Source organism: Arthrobacter sp. SAFR-044 (assembly GCF_051965175.1).
Taxonomy (GTDB): Bacteria; Actinomycetota; Actinomycetes; order Actinomycetales; family Micrococcaceae; genus Arthrobacter.
Map to the genome: position 1 here is coordinate 60,538 of NZ_JBQCMK010000015.1, position 17,446 is coordinate 77,983.

Below are 17,446 nucleotides of genomic sequence, written 5' to 3' on the forward strand. Positions count from 1 at the left end.
GAACGCTTTTAGCCTGGCTGGCGGAAACCGCCCCGGCAGCATAGTCGGTGCCATGCCGACGCCCGATAAAGCAGGATTCGCCGACGCATCAACATATGATGAGTAGGGCGGCAGGACCGTCCGGCTTCGGCTCTGCCGAGGCAAACATTACCCCCAACACGGCATCCGGCGTTAGGTTTTGGTCTCTCAAGTGCAAGTAGTCAGCATCAGCAGCCTCAAGGGTGGAGTCGGCAAGACTTCCGTCACCACAGGATTGGCGTCTGCGGCGCTGGCCGCAGGAGTCCGCACGCTGGTGGTGGACCTGGATCCGCACGCCGACGCCACGACCGCCCTGGGCGTGCAGCCGGGTGACCAGTTGGACATCGGCAGGATGCTGAAGAGCCCGCGCCGGGCGAAACTGGCGGAAAACGTGGTGCGGAGCAGTTGGGCTGACCGTGCCCCCTCCAACGGCTCCGGCCCCGCCGTCCTCGATGTCGCCGTCGGCTCTGCCTACACCGGAATCTATGACCGGCCGGACCTGGGCCGCCGCGATCTCCGCCGGCTTTCCGCCGTACTCGCCGCCGCCGACGGCTATCAGCTGGTCCTGGTCGACTGCCCTCCCTCACTCAATGGCCTGACGCGCATGGCCTGGGCGGCGAGTGACAAAGTTGCCCTGGTTGCCGAGCCCGGGCTGTTCTCGGTGGCCGGCACCGAACGCACTATGAGGGCCATCCAGCTGTTCAGGCAGGAGTTTGCGCCGAATCTTTCACCGGCAGGAATCGTGGCGAACCGGGTCCGGAGCGGCTCCTCTGAGCACACTTACCGGCTGGCGGAGATGGAGTCCATGTTCGGCGACCTCCTGCTCAGCCCGCGCATTCCCGAACAGGCCAACTGGCAGCAGATCCAGGGCGCAGCCCACCCCGTCCATCATTGGCCCGGCGATTCCGCCAAGTCCGCGGCCGGCTTGTTCGACGACCTGCTGTCCACCCTGATGACTGCAGGATCCGGCCTGCGCAGCCGCGCCCGCTAGGAACACGTTTTAATGAGTAAGGGCCACGCTCCGTCCGGAGCGTGGCCCTTACTCATTAAATTCTGCGTCAGCTGATCTTCCGCGCTGCCCGTCGCTTGCTTAATTCGTCGTCCGGAAAGGACTGCTCCGCGGCGTGCTCACTGGGCAGCGATGCAAGGCTGCCCTCGACTTCGCGCCATACCCGCCCCACGGCAATGCCAAAGACACCTTGGCCACCCTGGACCAGGTCAATGACCTCATCGGCGGAGGTGCACTCGTAGACGCTGGCGCCGTCGCTCATGAGCGTGATTTGGGCCAGGTCCTCAACGCCGCGCTCCCGCAGGTGTTCCACGGCGCTGCGGATCTGCTGCAGGGAAACTCCGGTGTCCAGGAGGCGCTTGACCACCTTGAGCACCAGGATGTCCCGGAATCCGTAGAGCCGCTGCGAGCCTGAGCCGGCAGCACCGCGGACTGCGGGCTCAACCAGGCCGGTGCGTGCCCAGTAATCGAGCTGCCGGTAGGTGATGCCTGCGGCCTTGCAGGCGGTGGGGCCCCGGTAGCCGGCGTCCTCGTCCAGTACCGGCAGGTCTTCGGTGAACAGGAGGCCCTGGGCACCGCTCACGGGCACAGCAACACCAGCCGTGGGCTGTTTAAGCCCGCCTGCTTCGCCTTTGGGACTCACCTGGATCCTCCTTGTCGTACGCTCCCCCGGAACTGATACAGCAACCGTGGCGTGAAGACCATGGGTGTAATTTCTCCGCGGGGCGCACTTTCCAGTGTGACTTGCGCGGCTGCCGTAAGCAAGGGAACTTGATACTTCGACGTTAGGCCCGGCGGGTCCCGAGGTCAAAGACCCTGGCCGCTTCGATGAGGCGTGTCGAAACTTTCAGCCTTAACTTTAACCTTAACGTGACCTTAGCCGTCGAAGTCCTCTGGTTCCACGTCATCCAGGAATTCCCGGAACCGCCGCAGTTCGCGCTCCTCATCAACGGTGGGGCCGGGCTCGGCGTCCTCCCCCTCGTCATGCTCCGTGATGCGGACCCCAGCCTCGTCCATCACGGAATCGGCGCACCAGATCCGGCACTTGGCGCGCAGCGCGACCGCCAGCGCGTCTGATGCGCGGGAGCTTACGGTGGTGCCGTTTTCAAACTGCAGCTGCCCGTAGAAGATGTTGTCCTCCACGGCAACGATGTTCACGCTGACCACCGAGTGGCCCAGCGACTCCACAACGTCCACCAGGAGATCGTGGGTCATGGGCCTGGGCGGGACCACGCCCTGCTGGGCCAGGGCGATGGCGCTGGCTTCCGGGGTGCCGATCCAGATGGGGACGTGGCGTTCGCCGTGCATTTCCTTGAGCAGGACCAGCGGCTGGTTGGAGGGCAGTTCGATCCGAACGCCCACAATCTCGACTTCGATCATCAGATGTCCATGCGTGAGATGTGGTCCTGCACCAGGGCCCGGTGCAGGGTGAGGCAAAGATCGCTGATCTCGCGGGCCGCCTCTGCCGCGCGTGCCTGTGATGCCGAGTCCTTGCGGGAGGCAAGGGGCGCGACAGCGCGTTCCACCAGGCCGAATTCCCTTTCGGCCGCTGCCTGGAAAGGCCGCAGGTGCCGTGGCTCGAGCCCGTGGCTTTCCAGCTGGACGCAGGCGCGGGCCACCTGCAGGGCATGCTCGTCGAACTGGCCGTTGCTGTGGCTGATCAGGCCGAAGCTCAGGAGCGACTGCAGCAGCGGTACGCTGGCACCGGACTCGGTGCGGAGCTGCTCCTCGCTCAGCTTGCGGCCGCGGTTCTGCAATTCGGCGGCCAGTTCGTCCGAAACAATGCGGGGGGAAACCACGACACCGGGCGGCAGGTTCTCCGGCCGCTCTCCCCTGTCGATGGCGTCCAGGTAGTCCTTGATCACCTTCAGGGGCAGGTACTGGTCCCGCTGCAGGGCCAGCACGAACCGCAGCCGCTCCACGTCGCCGTCCGAATACTGCCGGTAACCGGCAGGGGTGCGCCGCGGGTTGATCAGGCCCTTTTCCTCAAGGAACCGGATCTTCGACGCGGTCATGCCCGGGAAGTCGGCGCTCAGTTGGGCGAGGACTTCACCAATGTTCAGGACCTGGGGGCCCCGGCGTTCCGGTTGTGCCATTGCCACAGGCAGCGGTCCCCGGTTCAGCTGCGGCCTGCAGCCGTGGCAGGGCTCAGGTAGAAGGTGAGGCGGAACTTGCCGATCTGGACTTCGCTTCCGGACTTCAGTTCCACGCTGTCCACGCGGTCGTGGTTGACGTAGGTGCCGTTGAGGCTGTTCTTGTCCACCACTTCAAAGCTGCGGGCGGTCCGCCGGAACTCCACGTGGCGCCGGGACACCGTGACGTCATCCAGGAAGATGTCCGCGTCAGGGTGGCGGCCGGCAGTGGTGACATCCGAATCCAACAGGAACCGGGCACCGGCATTGGGACCACTGTGGGCCACCAGCAGCGCCGAGCCGGCAGGCAGGGCCTCCACCGAGTTGCGCTCGTCCGACGAAAGCCGCGGGGTGATGGTGGGTTCGTCAGTGACGGGGGTGAGATGGATCGAGGTGGTCTCCGACGCCCTAGCCGCACCCTTGCCGTAATCCCCATCGGCAGGGTTGTGTCTGTGGCCAGCCATGGATTCCTCCTCTTTGACGTTGCAGGCATTAAACCGGCAACCAACGGTTAGTCTCCGGGCCTGCCCGGCAGGTCCGGCACCGGCTCCCGATCCGGGCTCTGACGTGCGCAGACGCCGTGCCCGCGATGCGGGGCCGGACCGGACATACCGGTTAGCTTTAGCCTACCTGTTGTTCGTACTCGGATGCACTGAGCAAAGACTCAACCGCGTCAGCTTCGGCCAGTTTGATCTCGATGAGCCAGCCGTCACCGTACGGATCGGTGTTGATCAGCGCGGAATCGCTGTCCAGGGAGTCGTTGCGGGCCACGACTTCACCGGAAACCGGTGCATAGATGTCGCTCACGCTCTTAGTGGACTCAACCTCGCCTACCACTTCGTTTGCCGTAATCTTCGTGCCCACCTCGGGCATTTGTGCGTAAACGACATCCCCAAGGGCGTCCTGGGCAAAATCCGTGATTCCCACGCGGACCACGCCGTCGGCGTTCGGTGCGGTGACCCACTCGTGTTCGGCGGTGTAGGACAGGTCTTCGGGAATGTTGCTCATGGGGGGCCTTTCGTCGGGGTACGCGCCAATGTCACGAGGGGCCCGGAAATCGGGCCGCCGCTGAAAGTATAGGCATAACTGCCGGGGCCGGCACGGGGCTTTCTGACAAGATGGGAGCCATGAGTGCAAGCACGGGTGCAGCATCCTTAGGGCAGGCCAGGTAGCCCATGCCCGAACTGCCTGAAGTCGCCGGCCTCGCCGGGTTCCTTGATGAACAGCTGCGGGGCTGCGTGGTCACCAAACTGCAGATCGTCTCCTTCGCCGTGCTCAAGACGGCGGATCCGCCCTTCAACGCCGTCGAGGGCCGTACAGTGTCCGGCGTCCGCCGGTTCGGGAAGTTCATCAGTATCGAGACGGACGGTATTTCGCTGGTGTTCCACCTGGCGCGGGCGGGCTGGGTGCGCTTCACCGACTCCCCTGCAGACCGTCAGCTCCGCATGGGCAACGGCCTCATCGCGGTCCGGTGCGCGTTTTCAGGGCCCAATGGGCCGCGGGGCCTGGACCTGACGGAGGCGGGTACCAAGAAGAGCCTGGCCGTCTACGTGGTACGCGATCCGCAGGAGGTGCCGGGCATCGCCACTCTGGGCCCGGATCCTTTTACGGAGGCGTTCGACGCCGGCATGCTGGCTGAGATCCTGGGTGGCAGTTCCCAGCAGATCAAGGGCCTCCTGCGCAGCCAGAGCGTCATCGCCGGGATTGGCAACGCTTACAGCGACGAGATCCTGCACGCCGCCCGGATCTCGCCGTTCGCCATCGCCAAGTCCCTGGACCGGGAGACCGTGCAGGTGCTGTACGACGCCATCCACAGCGTGCTGGGTGAAGCGCTGGCAGAGTCGGCCGGCAAGCCGCCCAAGGATCTCAAGGACGTCAAACGCAGCCATATGCGGGTCCATGCGAGGACCGGCCAGCCCTGCCCGGTCTGCGGCGACACCGTCCGCGAAGTGTCGTTCGCGGACACAGCACTCCAGTACTGCCCCACCTGCCAGACCAAGGGCAAGATCCTGGCGGACCGGAGGACGTCGAAGTTCCTGAAGTAGGCATGGACTCCACGCGGGCATCGCAGACGGCGCAGGGTGTCGGATGCACCGGGTCCCGCAAGCCAAAAAAGCGAAAAGCGCCGGAGAAATTCTCCGGCGCTTTCCGCTTTCTGGTCGGGCTGACAGGATTTGAACCTGCGACCCCTTGACCCCCAGTCAAGTGCGCTACCAAGCTGCGCTACAGCCCGCTGGTTCCGCCGTTCTCCGCTGAACCCAACCCGAAGGTTTTCATCAGCAGTCCGGCCGAACCACCTAGAAGAGCTTACACGATCCGGAGGGGTGCCAGTGACACTTTCCGGTGATCAGCCCCAAGGTGTGTCGCAATTAACGCTTGCGGCCACGCTTCTCCCGGACGCGCATGCTCACCTCGATGGGCGTGCCCTCGAATCCGAAGGTCTCCCGCAGGCGCCGCGTGATGAAACGGCGGTACCCGGGATCCAGGAACCCGGTGGTGAACAGCACGAACTTCGGCGGCCGGCTGGAGGCCTGGGTGCCGAAGAGGATCCGGGGCTGCTTGCCGCCGCGGACCGGGTGCGGGTGGGCGGCGACGAGCTCGCCCAGGAACGCGTTAAGGCGCCCGGTGGGGATGCGCCGGTCCCAGTTCTCCAGCGCCAGGTCCAGGGCAGGGACCAGTCGGTCCTTGTGCCAGCCGGTCTTCGCGGAGATGTTGACCCGCGGCGCCCAGTCCACGTGGGCCAGGTCCTGTTCGATTTCGCGCTCCAGGTAGCGGCGGCGTTCATCGTCGAGCAGGTCCCACTTGTTGAAGGCCAGGACAAGCGCCCGTCCGGACTCGATGGCCAGCTGCAGGATGCGCACGTCCTGTTCGCTGAGGACCTCGTCCACAGCAAGGAGCACGACGGCGACCTCCGCCTTCTCGAGCGCGGCCTGCGTCCGCAGTGAGGCGTAGTAATCGGCACCCTGCGCCATGTGCTGGCGGCGGCGGATGCCGGCGGTGTCCACGAAACGCCAGGTGCGGCCGCCGAGTTCGATGAACTCGTCCACGGGATCGCGGGTGGTGCCGGCAGTGTTGTCCACCACCACTCGCTCGGATCCTGCCAGCTTGTTCAGCAGCGAGGACTTGCCCACGTTCGGGCGGCCGATCAAGGCAATACGCCGCGGGCCGCCGGAGCGTTCCACTCCTTCAACGGTGGAGAACTCGGGCAGCGTGTCCATGATGTGGTCCAGGAGGTCGGCCACGCCCCGGCCGTGCAGGGCGGAGACGGGGTACGGCTCGCCGAAGCCCAGGCCCCAGAGTGCTGCACTGTCGGCTTCCTGGGCAAAGTCGTCCACTTTGTTGGCCACCATGATGACCGGCTTCTTGCTGCGGCGCAGCATCTTCATGACGCCTTCATCCGTAGCGGTGGCGCCGACGGCGGAGTCCACTACGAAAAGGACGGCGTCGGCGAGTTCCACTGCCATTTCGGCCTGCTCTGCAACCCTGGCGTGGATGCCGCGGGCGTCGTGTTCCCATCCCCCGGTGTCCACCAGGGTGAAGTTGCGGCCGTTCCAGTTCGCGGAGTACATCACGCGGTCGCGGGTCACGCCGGGGGTGTCCTCCACGACCGCTTCGCGGCGGCCCAGGATGCGGTTCACCAACGTGGACTTGCCCACGTTGGGACGGCCGATGATAGCCAGGACGGGGTCCAGCTTGAGCGGACCCTCGAGGTCCTCGTCGCCGTATTCCCCGCTCAGCAGGGCGGCGTCGTCCTCGTCCAGCTCGTAGTCCTCCAGGCCGGCCCGGAGGGAGGCGGCACGGAGCTCGGCTTCGTCGTCGCCAATCGCTGCCAGGCGCTCTGCAACCTGGTCGGTGCCGGAGGGGGTGTATTCGTCGTCGGCGCCGGAGTGCCCGGAAGTCTGGGTGGTGTCGCTCATTGCACTGTCCTTAGTGGTCATCTGCCGGCGTCCCCGGCTACTGCTGTCAAGTCTGTGTGGTCAGCGAAGGGCAGGGGCTGCCCGCTGAGTTGGATGGTGTCCTGGACGTGCCCTGCCAGCGCTGCACGGATGTCCTGCGCCGCCCTGTCCATTGAAGCACGGCCGGTTTCACCGGCCCGGCGGGCCAGGGTCAGGGCTGATCCGAAGCTGACGTGGATGCGCCGCCCGGGCCGTGGAACGAAGTCCAGGTGCTCGTCTCCCCGCCTGGTGCCCAGGATGGCGACCGGGACCACGGGCGCTCCGGAGTTCAGCGCCAGCCAGGCCACCCCGCCGTTGATGTCCGCTGCTGCGCCGCTCCCCCGCGTCCCTTCCGGAAGAATGCCTACGCAGCGCCCGGCGTCGAGCACGTCCTTGCAGCGCTGCAGCGCTGCGCGGTCCCCGCTGCGGTCCACGGGCAGCTGCCCGGAAGCGGTGAGCACGCGGCCCAGGAAGCCCTTGAACATCTCCTGTTTCACCAGGATGTGCATGGGCCGCGGCGCGGCGCCGAACATCACCGGCCCGTCAAGGAAGCTGATGTGGTTGGCTGCGAAAATCACCGGTCCGCCCGTGGGCACGTTGGTCCTGCCGTTCACGGTGGTCCGGTAGACCAGGTGGTCCAGGATCCAGCCCACCGGCCTGCTCCATGCCGTGGTCAGCCCGGACGGCAGGCCGGCCCCGGCGTCAGTCACGGTTCAGGACCTTGGTGACGATCACGAGGGCAGCATCCACGGTCTGTTCGAAGTCGAGGTCCGAGGAATCCAGCGTCACTACGCCGGAAGCGGCCTGCGTGAAGTTCACTACCGTGGAGTCCTTGGCATCCCGGTGCGTCACCTGGGCTGCCAGCTGCTCGGCGTTCTGCGTTCCGCCCAGCTGGATGCCCCGGCGGCGGAGGCGGGCTTCCTCGCTGGCGGTGAGGAGCATGCGCACCTCGGCACCGGGGGCGACGACGGTGGTGATGTCCCGTCCTTCCACCACCATCCGGCGGTGGTGCTTTTCGATCAGGTCCCGCTGCCGCCGGATCAGTTCGGTGCGGGCACCGAGCGTGGTGGCGACGGCGCTGACGGCGGAAGAAATGGCCGGCTCACGGATGGCATCAGTGACGTCCACGCCACCGACCCGGACATATTCCTCCAAGGGGCTGGTGCTCAGTTCCAGGACGAAATCGCGGGACGCTTGCTCCACCGCAGCGCCGTCCTCGAGGTCGATCCCTTCGGTCACGCAGTACCAGGTCAGGGCACGGTACATGGCGCCGGTGTCCAGGTAGGCCAGCCGCAGCCTGCGGGCAACTTCCTTGCTCACGCTGGACTTTCCGGAGCCTGAAGGCCCGTCGATGGCAACCACCAGCGGCCGGCCGATGCGCAGGGCGCGCATGGATTCGAGGAGTTCCTGTGTCATTACTGAAGTACCCGCCATCCGCGGTCGTTGAGAGCTTCGATCAAGTGGTCGTGCTTGTTCGGCAACACGGAGATTTCCACCATACCCACGTTTTGGCCCGAGGAGTGGTCAAGCCGCAGGTCCTCAAGGTTGACGCCGATCTCCCCGATCTCGGTGAGCAGCCGGGCGATTTGGCCGGGTTTGTCATCCACCAGGACGGTAAGCCACGCGTAAGCCTGCGGCGGGCCGCCGTGTTTCCCGGGGATCCGCGCCTGTCCGGCGTTGCCCTCGCTGATCAGCTGCGCGAGGTCCAGCCGTGCCCCGGGTGCCGTGGGGTTCTCCAGGGTTCCAATCAACCGGTTCAGGTCTTCCCGGACACCGTAGAGGATCTCCACCACCTTGTCCGCGTTGCCGCCAAGGATCTGGACCCACAGGGTGGGGTCGCTGGCTGCGATCCTGGTGACGTCCCGCAGGCCGTTGCCCGCCAGGGACAGCGCATGCAGCGGAGTTCCCTGCAGCCGGCTGGCGAGCAGCGAGGACATCACCTGGGGCAGGTGCGAGACCAGCGCAACAGCTTCGTCGTGTTCGTCAGCCGTGAACTGCGAGACGACGGCCCCAAGGTCCGAGGCGAGCGAGCGGGCCACCTGCAAGGCGGCACCGGACGTTTCCTCCGAGGGGCAGAGCACCCAGGGCATGGAGGTGAAAAGCTCACCGCGCGCCGCCACCGGGCCGGACTTTTCCCGTCCCGCCATGGGGTGGGTCCCCACGTAGCGGGACAGGTCCACGCCGGATTCCCGCAGCCGGGCCAGGATGTGCGCCTTCACGCTGGCGATATCGATGACCACAGCATCCGGGTGGGTGGATAAGGCGGCGAGGACGACGTCGGCCGTGACGTCCGGCGGAGCAGCCACCACCACAAGCTGCGGCGACGCGTCGCCGAGTTCGGACAACGGGCGCCCGGCACCGATGTCCACGGCCACGGCCTGGTTGGTGGGCGACGGGTCCGAAAGGAACACGGGCACTCCGCGCCCCCGCAGGCCCAGCCCAATGCTGGTGCCCAGCAGTCCGGTTCCAATGACCACCACCGGGCCATCCAGGTGGCCGCGGCCATGGCTTTTGAACGCGGACATGCCTCAGAGCCCTACGGATGCCAGCAGGTGGCCGACTTCCTGCTTGCCCAGGTTGCGGATGCTGCCCTGGCGCTGGTCGCCGAGCCCGATGGGGCCCACCTTGACGCGGACCAGCCGCTGGACCGGGAAACCAACAGCATCGAACAGCCGGCGCACAATCCGGTTCTTGCCGGAGTGGAGCACAACCTCGATCAGCACGTGGCCGGGGGTGGAGTCCACCAGGCGGAAGGAGTCAACCGAAGCGAACCCGTCCTCCAGCTCGACGCCTGCCTTCAACTGGGCGCCGACGCCCTGCGGGAACGGCCCCCGCACCTGCACCAGATAGGTCTTGGGTACTTCATAGGACGGGTGGGTCAGCCGGTTGGCGAGTTCGCCGTCGTTGGTCAGCAGCAGCAGGCCTTCGGTGGCGACATCGAGCCGACCGACGTGGAAGAGGCGTTCGCCGGTGTTCTTGTTGTTCTTCAGGAAGTCGCTGATGCAGGGACGGCCCTCAGGGTCTTCCATGGTGGACACCACGCCCTTGGGCTTGTTGAAGACCATGTACACCAGGTTCTCGTCCAGCTGGATCCGCAGTCCGTCAACGTGGATCACGGCAGTCTTGGGGTCCACGCGGACACCGAGTTCGGTGACCACCTGGCCGTCCACCTCAACGCGGCCCTCGGCGATCATCTCCTCGCAGACGCGCCGGGACGCGACTCCTGCGGAGGCCATCACCTTCTGGAGGCGCACGCCGTCGGCATCGTGGAGTTCGGACTGGGGAACGTTGCCCCGGGGGCCCTTCTTCCGGGCGGGTTTGCGGACCGGCCCCAGGTTCTGGCCAAAGCGTTCGCTGCCGAAGGCGCGGGAAGCGGCTGCACCGGGAGCGCCGGTACGCGGCTTGGGCTTGAGCGCCCCGGGAGTTCCGGGGGCTTTCTTGGCACCGGGCTTGCGGGCCGCCGGCTTGCGCGACGACGGCTTGGCACCCCTGGCGGGCTCGGCTCCGCGTCCCTGCTGGTCCCCGGCGAGGTCGGGGTCGATGAAGCGCTCTTCGCGTGGCTTGGGCGCGCGGTGCGGACGGTCGCCGCCGAATCCCGAGGCACGCTTGCCTGCTCCGCCGCGGGAGCCGCCGCTGAAGCTGCCGCCCTGTGCCGGGTTGCGCTGTGAACTGTTTCGTTCGTTCCCGCCGCGTCCCGAACCGTTACGTGGTGAACCCTGGCGTCCCGCCTGTGTCATGACCCGTCCTTCAATATGTTTTGGCCGGCTGAGATGTCCAAGGACAACCTTAGCCAGCCGCGCAGACTTCGTCTGCCCTGATAAATAACCGTGCTGGATGGACTGGTGCGGGCAGGGGCGTCCTGCCTACATCGTCCCGGCGTCGTAGAACTCTGCGATCCCGTCGAGCCCCGGAAGGTGCGGCGACAGATGGGGCAGGTCCCCCACTGAACTGATTCCCATCCGTTCGAGGAAATACGAGGTAGTCCTGTAGAGGATTGCGCCGGACTCGGGATCCGTTCCCGCGTCCTCGATCAGCCCGCGCTGGGCCAGCGTCCGTACGACAGAGTCAACATTGACCCCGCGAATTGCAGACACGCGCGCCCGGGAAACGGGCTGGCGGTACGCGATGACCGCCAGTGTTTCCAACGCCGCCTGGGTAAGCCTGGCAGTCTGCCCCTCCAGCACGTACTTGCCCACAATGTCGGCAAATTCAGTGCGGGAGTAGATGCGCCACCCACCGGCGATGTTCCGCAATTCAAAACCCCGGGGACTGGATCCGATACCAGCGCTGCTGGCACTCTCCACCTCCGGGGCTTTAACAGTATAGCCGTTATAATCGCGCTGCAGTTCTGCCAGCAGGGTGCGGACCGCATCGACCGTCAGCCCCACCCCCGCGGCCAGCTCCTCCTCCGTGGCCGGCTCGTCCAAAACCATAAGGACCGCTTCCAGGGCTGCCTTGGCACCGCCGGGAAGGTGGGCGAAGTCCGGAGCGTGGCTGGCGTCGTCCTGCCGCTGCGTATGCTGTGCCTGCGTTTCCTGCGACGGGTTCACGGTTGCTCCTCGAATTCTTCGCTTAGGTTTTCCGCCGACCAGTCCCCGCGGCCGGCCGTCCAGTGGATGGCAAGGTCCGCCAGCGGGGACAGTTGGTCGAAGGATACGGCCCGGTCCCGGAACAGTTCCAGGAGGGCCAGGAACCGGGCCACCACAACGAGGGTGGACTCGGCGTCAGCAATCAGGGAACGGAAGGTCAGCGGTGACTCCTGCTGGAGCCTGAGGCCCAGCACTTCGGCCTGCTCCTTGACGCTGACATTGCTGCCGTGCAGGTGGCCGAGGGCAACCTGCGGGGGTTGCGCCGGCACTTTGGGCCGGAGCGCGGCTTCGGCCAATGCGGCGAACTGCTGCGGGGTGTGTTTCCAGACGAGTTCGGGCAGCATGGCTGCGAAATGCTCCTCGAGCGCCACCTGCCGCGGAAAGCGGCGGCCTTCCTGGTGCAGGGTCTCGCCCAGGATGCCGGCCACCTGCTTGAAGGCCTTGTACTGGAGCAGCCGGGCAAAGAGGAGGTCCCGGGCCTCCAGCAGCGCGATGTCCTCGTCGTCCTCGACTTCGCCGGCGGGGAGAAGCCGTGCCGCCTTGAGGTCCAGCAGGGTGGCCGCAATGACCAGGAACTCGCTCGCCTCGTCCAGGGCCCATTCTTCACCGAGCTGCTGCAGCCCGCGGATGTACTTGATGAACTCGTCGGTGACCGTGGCGATGGCCACTTCGGTGATGTCCAGCTGATGCTTGGCGATCAGCCCCAGGAGGAGGTCGAAGGGACCCGTGAAGTTGGCCAGCCGCACCTCGAAGCCGGGTTTGGATTCGGCCACGGCGTGCTTAGGGTGCGCCGCCGCGGGAGATCAGCTCCTTGGCGAGCCGGCGGTAGGCGTCGGCTCCCACGTGGTTTCCGGCGTAGCTGGTGATGGGCTCAGCGGCCACGGTGGCATCGGCGAACTTGATGGAGCGCTTGATGACGGTTTCGAAGACCTTGTCCCCGAACGCCTCCACCAGCCGGGTGATCACTTCGCGGCTGTGCAGCGTCCGTGCGTCGTACATGGTGGCCAGCACGCCGTCCACCTGCAGCCGCGGGTTCAGCCGGTCCTGGACCTTGTCGATGGTTTCGACGAGGAGGGCCACGGCGCGGAGCGCGAAGAACTCGCAGATGAGCGGGATGATGACGCCATGGGCCGCGGTGAGGGCGTTGACGGTCAGCAGGCCCAGGGACGGCTGGCAGTCGATAAGGACGACGTCGTAGTCGTCTTCGACCTTCTTCAGGGCACGGTCCAGGACCTGTTCGCGCGCCACCTCATTGACCAGCTGCACTTCCGCCGCGGAGAGGTCGATATTGGCCGGCAGCAGGTCGACGTTCTCGACGCCGGTTTGGTGGATGGCGTCGCGGATGTCCACCTTGCGGTCCATCAGGACGTTGTACACGGTGAGGTCGAGCTCGTGCGGGTTGACGCCGAGGCCAGCTGACAGCGCACCCTGGGGGTCGAAATCCACCAGCAGGACCCGGCGGCCGTACTCTGCGAGCGCCGCGGCCAGGTTGATGGTGGAGGTGGTCTTCCCGACCCCGCCTTTCTGGTTGACCATGGCGATGACGCGGGCCGGACCGTGGGAGGACAGGGGCGCGGGTTCCGGGAACTCGCGGTATGGGCGCCCCGTGGGGCCCATCACCGCGTTTTCCAGGTCGAATTCCGTGCCCTCCAGAGTTGCTGAACCCTGTTCGCTGCTCACGTATCTGTCCACACTTTCGATGACGGTGATTTCCTGCCGCTGGCTTACCAGCGCCCTTCGTTCTGCTCCCTAGGCTACAGCGCCCGACACGGTATTCGACGGAACTTGACTTTCCGCGAATGTTGAGCCTTGACCCTCTAGCTGAGGTCGAAGGTTGGAGTTTCGGGCAACGCAAAACCGCCCCCGCAGCAGGGCTGCAGGGGCGGTTTGGTGAGTTATGCGGGTGGAGGCTAGGCCTTTGCGGCCTCGCGTGCGCCCTCTTCCTTGGGAGCCATCTCGCCGTGGTGGTGAACCATCATGGTTGCCTCGTCGAAGGGTTCTTCGCCGGAGAGCACCCGGCCCACCTGGCCGCCGTCGATCTCCTTGACCCAGGTCCCCACCAGGACCGTCGCCACGGCGTTTCCGGTGAAGTTGGTCAGGGCGCGGGCCTCGGACATGAAGCGGTCGATGCCTACGATCATGCCCACGCCGCCCAGCAGCTCGGGACGGTGTGCCTGCAGGCCTGCCGCCAGGGTTGCCAGGCCGGCGCCGGTCACGCCGGCGGCGCCCTTGGAGGCGATGATCATGAAGACCAGCAGGGAGACCTGGGCGCCCAGGTCCAGCGGGGTTCCCATGGCGTTGGCCACGAAGAGGGACGCCATGGTCAGGTAGATGGCGGTTCCGTCCAGGTTGAAGGAGTAGCCGGTGGGAACGGTGACACCGACGACCGGCTTGGAGACGCCGAGGTGTTCCATCTTGGCGATCAGGCGGGGCAGCGCCGCTTCGGAGGAGGAGGTGGAGAAGATGATGAGGTATTCACGGGCCAGGTACTTCATCAGCTTGAAGATGTTCACGCCGGCTACCACCTGGAGGAGGCCGCCCAGGATCACCACGATGAACAGTGCGCAGGTGATGTAGAAGGCGATCATCAGGGTGAACATGCTCACGATGGCCTGGAAGCCGGTTGCACCGACGACGGCGGCGATGGCACCGAAGGCGCCTACCGGGGCGAGCCACATGATCATGATGAGGATGCGGAACACCAGCGCCTGGCCGTACCCGATGGCCTTGAGGATCGGTGCGCCCTGGGCGCCCATCTTCTGGAGCGCAAAGCCAACCAGGATGGCGGCCAGCAGGGTGGGCAGGACGGGAACGTCACCGGGAATGATGCCCAGCAGGAAGTCCACGGTGCTGTCCGTGGCCGCCTTCTTGTTGGGGTCGTAAGGCGTCAGCTTCAGGCCTTCGCCCGGGTGGATGATGTTGCCCACCACCAGGCCAATGGCCAGGGCGAAGGTGGACATGACGATGAAGTAGCCCAGTGCCAGGCCACCCACCTTCCCGACGGTGGCTGCTTTGGCAATGGAGCCGATGCCCAGGACGATGGTGCAGAAGATGACTGGTGCGATCATCATCTTGATGAGCTTGACGAAGCCGTCGCCCAGGGGCTTGAGGGACTTGCCCACCTCCGGGAAGAGCAGGCCTACCACCGCGCCAAGGATGACGGCGGCGATAACGGCGATGTAGAGGTAGTGGGACTTGTCCAGTCCCTTGCGCCGCGGGGTCGCGGTCTCGAGCGACTCTCCTCGTTGAGAAGCCATGATGTGTCTCCTTGTGGATATTCTGATAGACGCTGCGGCGCAGATTCTGGGCTCAACACGTCCGTGCAATGTGATATCCATCATTGGGCACTCCGTGATACAGCTCACCGTTGCGTTCATATTGGTCGCGGCATCCGCAGGGGTCCCTTGGAGGTTTGCATGATCCACCGCTGGAGCATCGCCCGCCGGCTCTTCCTGGCGAACCTGCTGATCGTCGTTTCCTTCATCGCCATCGTGGGGACTGCCGCCTATGTGGACGCCCGGGACCGGACGTATGACGAAGCCGGCCGCCGGATGGAAGGGGTGGCCGCCTCCATTGCCGCCAATCCCCTGGTGCTGCAGGCTGCCGCCACTCCGGACCCGTCCGCCCTGCTGCAGCCTTACGCAAAAGACGTCACCAGCGCCGCCCATATCGATTTCATCACCATCATGGCGCCTGACCGGACCCGCTGGACGCACCCACGGGACGAAGAACTGGGCCGCCCGTACATCGGCTCCATCGACGCCGCATTGCAGGGCAGGGCATTCACCGAAGTCACCGCGGGCACCCTTGGCCCCTCCGTCCGCACCATCGTTCCGGTCAAGGACGCCCAAGGGACCGTCAAGGCGCTGGTGGCAGCGGGCGTCACCGTCCGCAGCGTCGATGTGGCCTTCACCGGCCGCCTGCCGGTCCTGCTCGCCGTGGGCATAGCCCTGCTGGTGGGCGGGTCCCTTGCGTCGTGGCTGCTGGGCAGGTATCTCCGCCGGGTGACGCGCGGTTGGGGGCCCGAACAGCTGGCACAGCTGTTCACCTACTACGAATCGGTCCTGCACTCGGTCCGCGAAGGACTGATCCTCATCGATGCCAGGAAGCGGGTGGTGATGTACAACGACCAGGCCGCCGAACTGCTGGGCCTGGCCGAAACCGGCAGCAACGATCCCACCCGGCCCCCGTCGCTGGCAGACCTCCCCTTGGACAGCGAACTGCGCAGCCTGTTTGAATCCGGACGCACCACCAAGGACGAGATGGTGCTGACCGGATCCCGCGTGCTGGTCGTTAATCAGGGGCCGGCAAGGGGCCCCGAGTCCCCCGGGTCGCGCGGAAAGGTGCCCGTATACGGAACAGTGGCCACGCTCCGGGACCGGACGGAGATCGAGGCCCTTGGCAATGAGCTGCAGACCATGCGGACCCTCTCTGATGCGCTGCGTGCCCAGACCCACGAACACGCCAACCGGCTCCACACCATGGTCTCGCTCCTGGAACTCGGCCGGACAGGCGAAGCCCTCGATTTTGCCACCCAGGACCTGGCCCTGAGCCAGCAGCTCACTGACGACATGGTGAGCTCGATCGATGAACCCGTGGTGGGGGCCCTGGTCATGGGCAAGGTGGCCGAGGCCCACGAACGCGGCGTCCAGCTGGATTTCTCCACCCTCGGCTCCGGCGCGGCAGCCGGGGTGGCTGTCCAGGACCTGGTGACGATCCTGGGGAACCTGTTGGACAACGCCATCGACGCCGCCGCGGATGCACCTCCTCCGCGGCGGGTGGATCTGACGCTGGAGTTGGACGAGGAAGGACTGGACATCGCCGTCAACGATTCCGGGGCGCCCATCGACCCCGCGGATTCGGAAAAAATCCTCAGGCACGGATTCAGCACCAAGCCTGCGGGGACCGGGGGCCGGGGAATCGGCCTGGCGCTGGTCCGGCAGGCCGTGCAGCGTTTGGGCGGTACGCTGGCCATTAACGGCCGGCGCGGCGCGAAGTTCGAAGTATTCCTTCCTGCGGCGGTGCCCGTGGAGAAGGAGCATAGACAGTGAGCAACATCCGGGTCCTCGTCGTCGAAGACGAGGCCGTCGCCTCGGCCGCCCACGCCGCGTACGTGGGGCGGCTGGAAGGATTTGAACTCGCGGGGACCGCGCCCGACGGGCAGTCCGCCCTGCGGCTCCTCAACGAATTCGTGGCTGCGGGCGAGCCGGTGGAACTGGTCCTGCTGGACATGAACCTGCCCGACCTGCACGGCCTGGACATCGCCCGGCGCATGCGTTCGGCCGGGATCCTCGCGGACATCGTCGCCATCACCGCCGTGCGCGAGCTGGCGATTGTCCGCAGCGCCGTTGCCATCGGCGTGGTCCAGTACCTGATCAAGCCGTTCACGTTCGCCACCTTCTCGGACAAGCTGGAAAACTACCGCCAGTTCCGCCAGCAGCTGGCAGGTTCACCCGGCGGCCCCGGCAAGGGTGGCGCTTCGCAAAGCGAGGTGGACCAGGCTTTCGCCAGCCTCCGGGCGCCGTCCGAGCTGCCGCTCCCCAAGGGCCTCTCCACCTCGACGCTCGGCTCGGTCCAGGAGTTCCTCCGCCGGCAGCCCGAAGCAGTGTCCGCCACCGAGGTCATGGATGCCCTGGGAATGTCCCGGGTGACGGCGCGGCGTTATCTGGAATACCTAGCGGACGCCGGCACGGTTTCCCGGACCGCGCGCTATGGCACCCCGGGGAGGCCGGAAAACGAGTACCGCTGGAACGCGCGCTGACC

At 66.1% G+C, this 17,446-nt stretch carries 17 protein-coding genes, 1 tRNA gene and 1 pseudogene; 4 read left to right on the plus strand and 15 right to left on the minus strand.

Annotated features, from left to right (window positions below; all coding sequences use genetic code 11):
- Positions 1-190 precede the first annotated feature (190 nt).
- On the plus strand, positions 191-1,009 hold the full coding sequence (locus ACTHQS_RS18735) for a ParA family protein (protein ID WP_440171889.1): 819 nt from the start codon (positions 191-193) through the stop codon (positions 1,007-1,009).
- A gap of 67 nt (positions 1,010-1,076) precedes the next feature.
- On the opposite strand, the gene ACTHQS_RS18740 is transcribed toward ACTHQS_RS18735, so the two are convergent.
- From ACTHQS_RS18740 to gcvH, 5 genes are all read right to left on the minus strand, one after another.
- On the minus strand, positions 1,077-1,670 hold the full coding sequence (locus ACTHQS_RS18740) for a MerR family transcriptional regulator (RefSeq protein WP_440171891.1): 594 nt from the start codon (positions 1,668-1,670) through the stop codon (positions 1,077-1,079).
- Between the two features lie 233 nt (positions 1,671-1,903).
- Positions 1,904-2,407 (minus strand): bifunctional nuclease family protein, encoded by a 504-nt coding sequence (locus ACTHQS_RS18745; RefSeq protein WP_056331728.1) that lies wholly within the window; start codon positions 2,405-2,407, stop codon positions 1,904-1,906.
- Positions 2,407-3,123: a transcriptional regulator FtsR gene (ftsR, locus tag ACTHQS_RS18750; protein WP_018763526.1), complete on the minus strand. Its 717-nt coding sequence runs from the start codon at positions 3,121-3,123 to the stop codon at positions 2,407-2,409. Before ftsR ends, ACTHQS_RS18745 begins: the two co-directional genes overlap by 1 nt.
- Before the next feature lie 23 nt (positions 3,124-3,146).
- Positions 3,147-3,623, minus strand: coding sequence for an FHA domain-containing protein (locus ACTHQS_RS18755; protein ID WP_440171893.1), 477 nt, complete (start codon positions 3,621-3,623; stop codon positions 3,147-3,149).
- 157 nt (positions 3,624-3,780) lie between these two features.
- Entirely contained in the window at positions 3,781-4,167 is a 387-nt protein-coding gene (gene gcvH, locus ACTHQS_RS18760) for a glycine cleavage system protein GcvH (protein ID WP_440171895.1), read from the minus strand.
- 167 nt (positions 4,168-4,334) lie between these two features.
- Between gcvH and ACTHQS_RS18765 the strand changes: the two genes are divergently transcribed.
- Positions 4,335-5,204: an Fpg/Nei family DNA glycosylase gene (locus ACTHQS_RS18765; protein ID WP_440171897.1), complete on the plus strand. Its 870-nt coding sequence runs from the start codon at positions 4,335-4,337 to the stop codon at positions 5,202-5,204.
- 111 nt (positions 5,205-5,315) lie between these two features.
- On the opposite strand, the gene ACTHQS_RS18770 is transcribed toward ACTHQS_RS18765, so the two are convergent.
- The 10 genes and pseudogenes from ACTHQS_RS18770 to ACTHQS_RS18815 form a co-directional block, all read right to left on the minus strand.
- Positions 5,316-5,392 (minus strand) — tRNA-Pro (locus ACTHQS_RS18770).
- Positions 5,393-5,528: 136 nt separating this feature from the next.
- Positions 5,529-7,076 (minus strand): ribosome biogenesis GTPase Der, encoded by a 1,548-nt coding sequence (gene der / locus ACTHQS_RS18775; protein WP_440171899.1) that lies wholly within the window; start codon positions 7,074-7,076, stop codon positions 5,529-5,531.
- Positions 7,077-7,086: 10 nt separating this feature from the next.
- Positions 7,087-7,804 (minus strand): annotated as a pseudogene (locus ACTHQS_RS18780) (lysophospholipid acyltransferase family protein).
- Positions 7,797-8,510 (minus strand): (d)CMP kinase, encoded by a 714-nt coding sequence (cmk, locus tag ACTHQS_RS18785; protein ID WP_440171901.1) that lies wholly within the window; start codon positions 8,508-8,510, stop codon positions 7,797-7,799. The pseudogene ACTHQS_RS18780 and the gene cmk overlap by 8 nt, the downstream one beginning before the upstream one ends.
- Positions 8,510-9,619, minus strand: coding sequence for a prephenate dehydrogenase (locus tag ACTHQS_RS18790; RefSeq protein ID WP_440171903.1), 1,110 nt, complete (start codon positions 9,617-9,619; stop codon positions 8,510-8,512). The genes cmk and ACTHQS_RS18790 overlap by 1 nt, the downstream gene beginning before the upstream one ends.
- A 3-nt stretch (positions 9,620-9,622) precedes the next feature.
- Positions 9,623-10,831: a pseudouridine synthase gene (locus ACTHQS_RS18795; protein WP_440171905.1), complete on the minus strand. Its 1,209-nt coding sequence runs from the start codon at positions 10,829-10,831 to the stop codon at positions 9,623-9,625.
- A 126-nt stretch (positions 10,832-10,957) separates the two neighbouring features.
- Positions 10,958-11,644: an SMC-Scp complex subunit ScpB gene (gene scpB / locus ACTHQS_RS18800; RefSeq protein WP_440171907.1), complete on the minus strand. Its 687-nt coding sequence runs from the start codon at positions 11,642-11,644 to the stop codon at positions 10,958-10,960.
- Positions 11,641-12,456: a segregation and condensation protein A gene (locus ACTHQS_RS18805; protein WP_440171909.1), complete on the minus strand. Its 816-nt coding sequence runs from the start codon at positions 12,454-12,456 to the stop codon at positions 11,641-11,643. Before ACTHQS_RS18805 ends, scpB begins: the two co-directional genes overlap by 4 nt.
- Positions 12,457-12,463: 7 nt before the next feature.
- The gene (locus tag ACTHQS_RS18810; RefSeq protein ID WP_079597205.1) at positions 12,464-13,363 is read right to left on the minus strand and encodes a ParA family protein; all 900 of its coding nucleotides are present in this window, start codon (positions 13,361-13,363) and stop codon (positions 12,464-12,466) included.
- A gap of 230 nt (positions 13,364-13,593) precedes the next feature.
- Positions 13,594-14,940, minus strand: a complete 1,347-nt coding sequence (locus ACTHQS_RS18815; RefSeq protein WP_440171911.1) for a cation:dicarboxylate symporter family transporter — start codon at positions 14,938-14,940, stop codon at positions 13,594-13,596.
- 159 nt (positions 14,941-15,099) lie between these two features.
- Between ACTHQS_RS18815 and ACTHQS_RS18820 the strand changes: the two genes are divergently transcribed.
- Together ACTHQS_RS18820 and ACTHQS_RS18825 are read left to right on the plus strand one after the other, a co-directional pair.
- On the plus strand, positions 15,100-16,734 hold the full coding sequence (locus ACTHQS_RS18820; protein WP_440171913.1) for a sensor histidine kinase: 1,635 nt from the start codon (positions 15,100-15,102) through the stop codon (positions 16,732-16,734).
- On the plus strand, positions 16,731-17,444 hold the full coding sequence (locus ACTHQS_RS18825; RefSeq protein WP_440171915.1) for a response regulator: 714 nt from the start codon (positions 16,731-16,733) through the stop codon (positions 17,442-17,444). Before ACTHQS_RS18820 ends, ACTHQS_RS18825 begins: the two co-directional genes overlap by 4 nt.
- Positions 17,445-17,446 lie beyond the last annotated feature (2 nt).

What these genes read in the sequence shown, in the direction of transcription:
- der (WP_440171899.1), bottom strand. Translation starts at nt 7,076, where the DNA reads ATGAGCGACACCACCCAGACTTCCGGGCACTCCGGCGCCGACGACGAA.
- ACTHQS_RS18815 (WP_440171911.1), bottom strand. Translation starts at nt 14,940, where the DNA reads ATGGCTTCTCAACGAGGAGAGTCGCTCGAGACCGCGACCCCGCGGCGC.
- ACTHQS_RS18765 (WP_440171897.1), top strand. Translation starts at nt 4,335, where the DNA reads ATGCCCGAACTGCCTGAAGTCGCCGGCCTCGCCGGGTTCCTTGATGAA.
- cmk (WP_440171901.1), bottom strand. Translation starts at nt 8,510, where the DNA reads ATGACACAGGAACTCCTCGAATCCATGCGCGCCCTGCGCATCGGCCGG.
- ACTHQS_RS18795 (WP_440171905.1), bottom strand. Translation starts at nt 10,831, where the DNA reads ATGACACAGGCGGGACGCCAGGGTTCACCACGTAACGGTTCGGGACGC.
- ACTHQS_RS18745 (WP_056331728.1), bottom strand. Translation starts at nt 2,407, where the DNA reads ATGATCGAAGTCGAGATTGTGGGCGTTCGGATCGAACTGCCCTCCAAC.
- ACTHQS_RS18820 (WP_440171913.1), top strand. Translation starts at nt 15,100, where the DNA reads ATGATCCACCGCTGGAGCATCGCCCGCCGGCTCTTCCTGGCGAACCTG.
- ACTHQS_RS18755 (WP_440171893.1), bottom strand. Translation starts at nt 3,623, where the DNA reads ATGGCTGGCCACAGACACAACCCTGCCGATGGGGATTACGGCAAGGGT.
- ftsR (WP_018763526.1), bottom strand. Translation starts at nt 3,123, where the DNA reads ATGGCACAACCGGAACGCCGGGGCCCCCAGGTCCTGAACATTGGTGAA.
- gcvH (WP_440171895.1), bottom strand. Translation starts at nt 4,167, where the DNA reads ATGAGCAACATTCCCGAAGACCTGTCCTACACCGCCGAACACGAGTGG.
- ACTHQS_RS18790 (WP_440171903.1), bottom strand. Translation starts at nt 9,619, where the DNA reads ATGTCCGCGTTCAAAAGCCATGGCCGCGGCCACCTGGATGGCCCGGTG.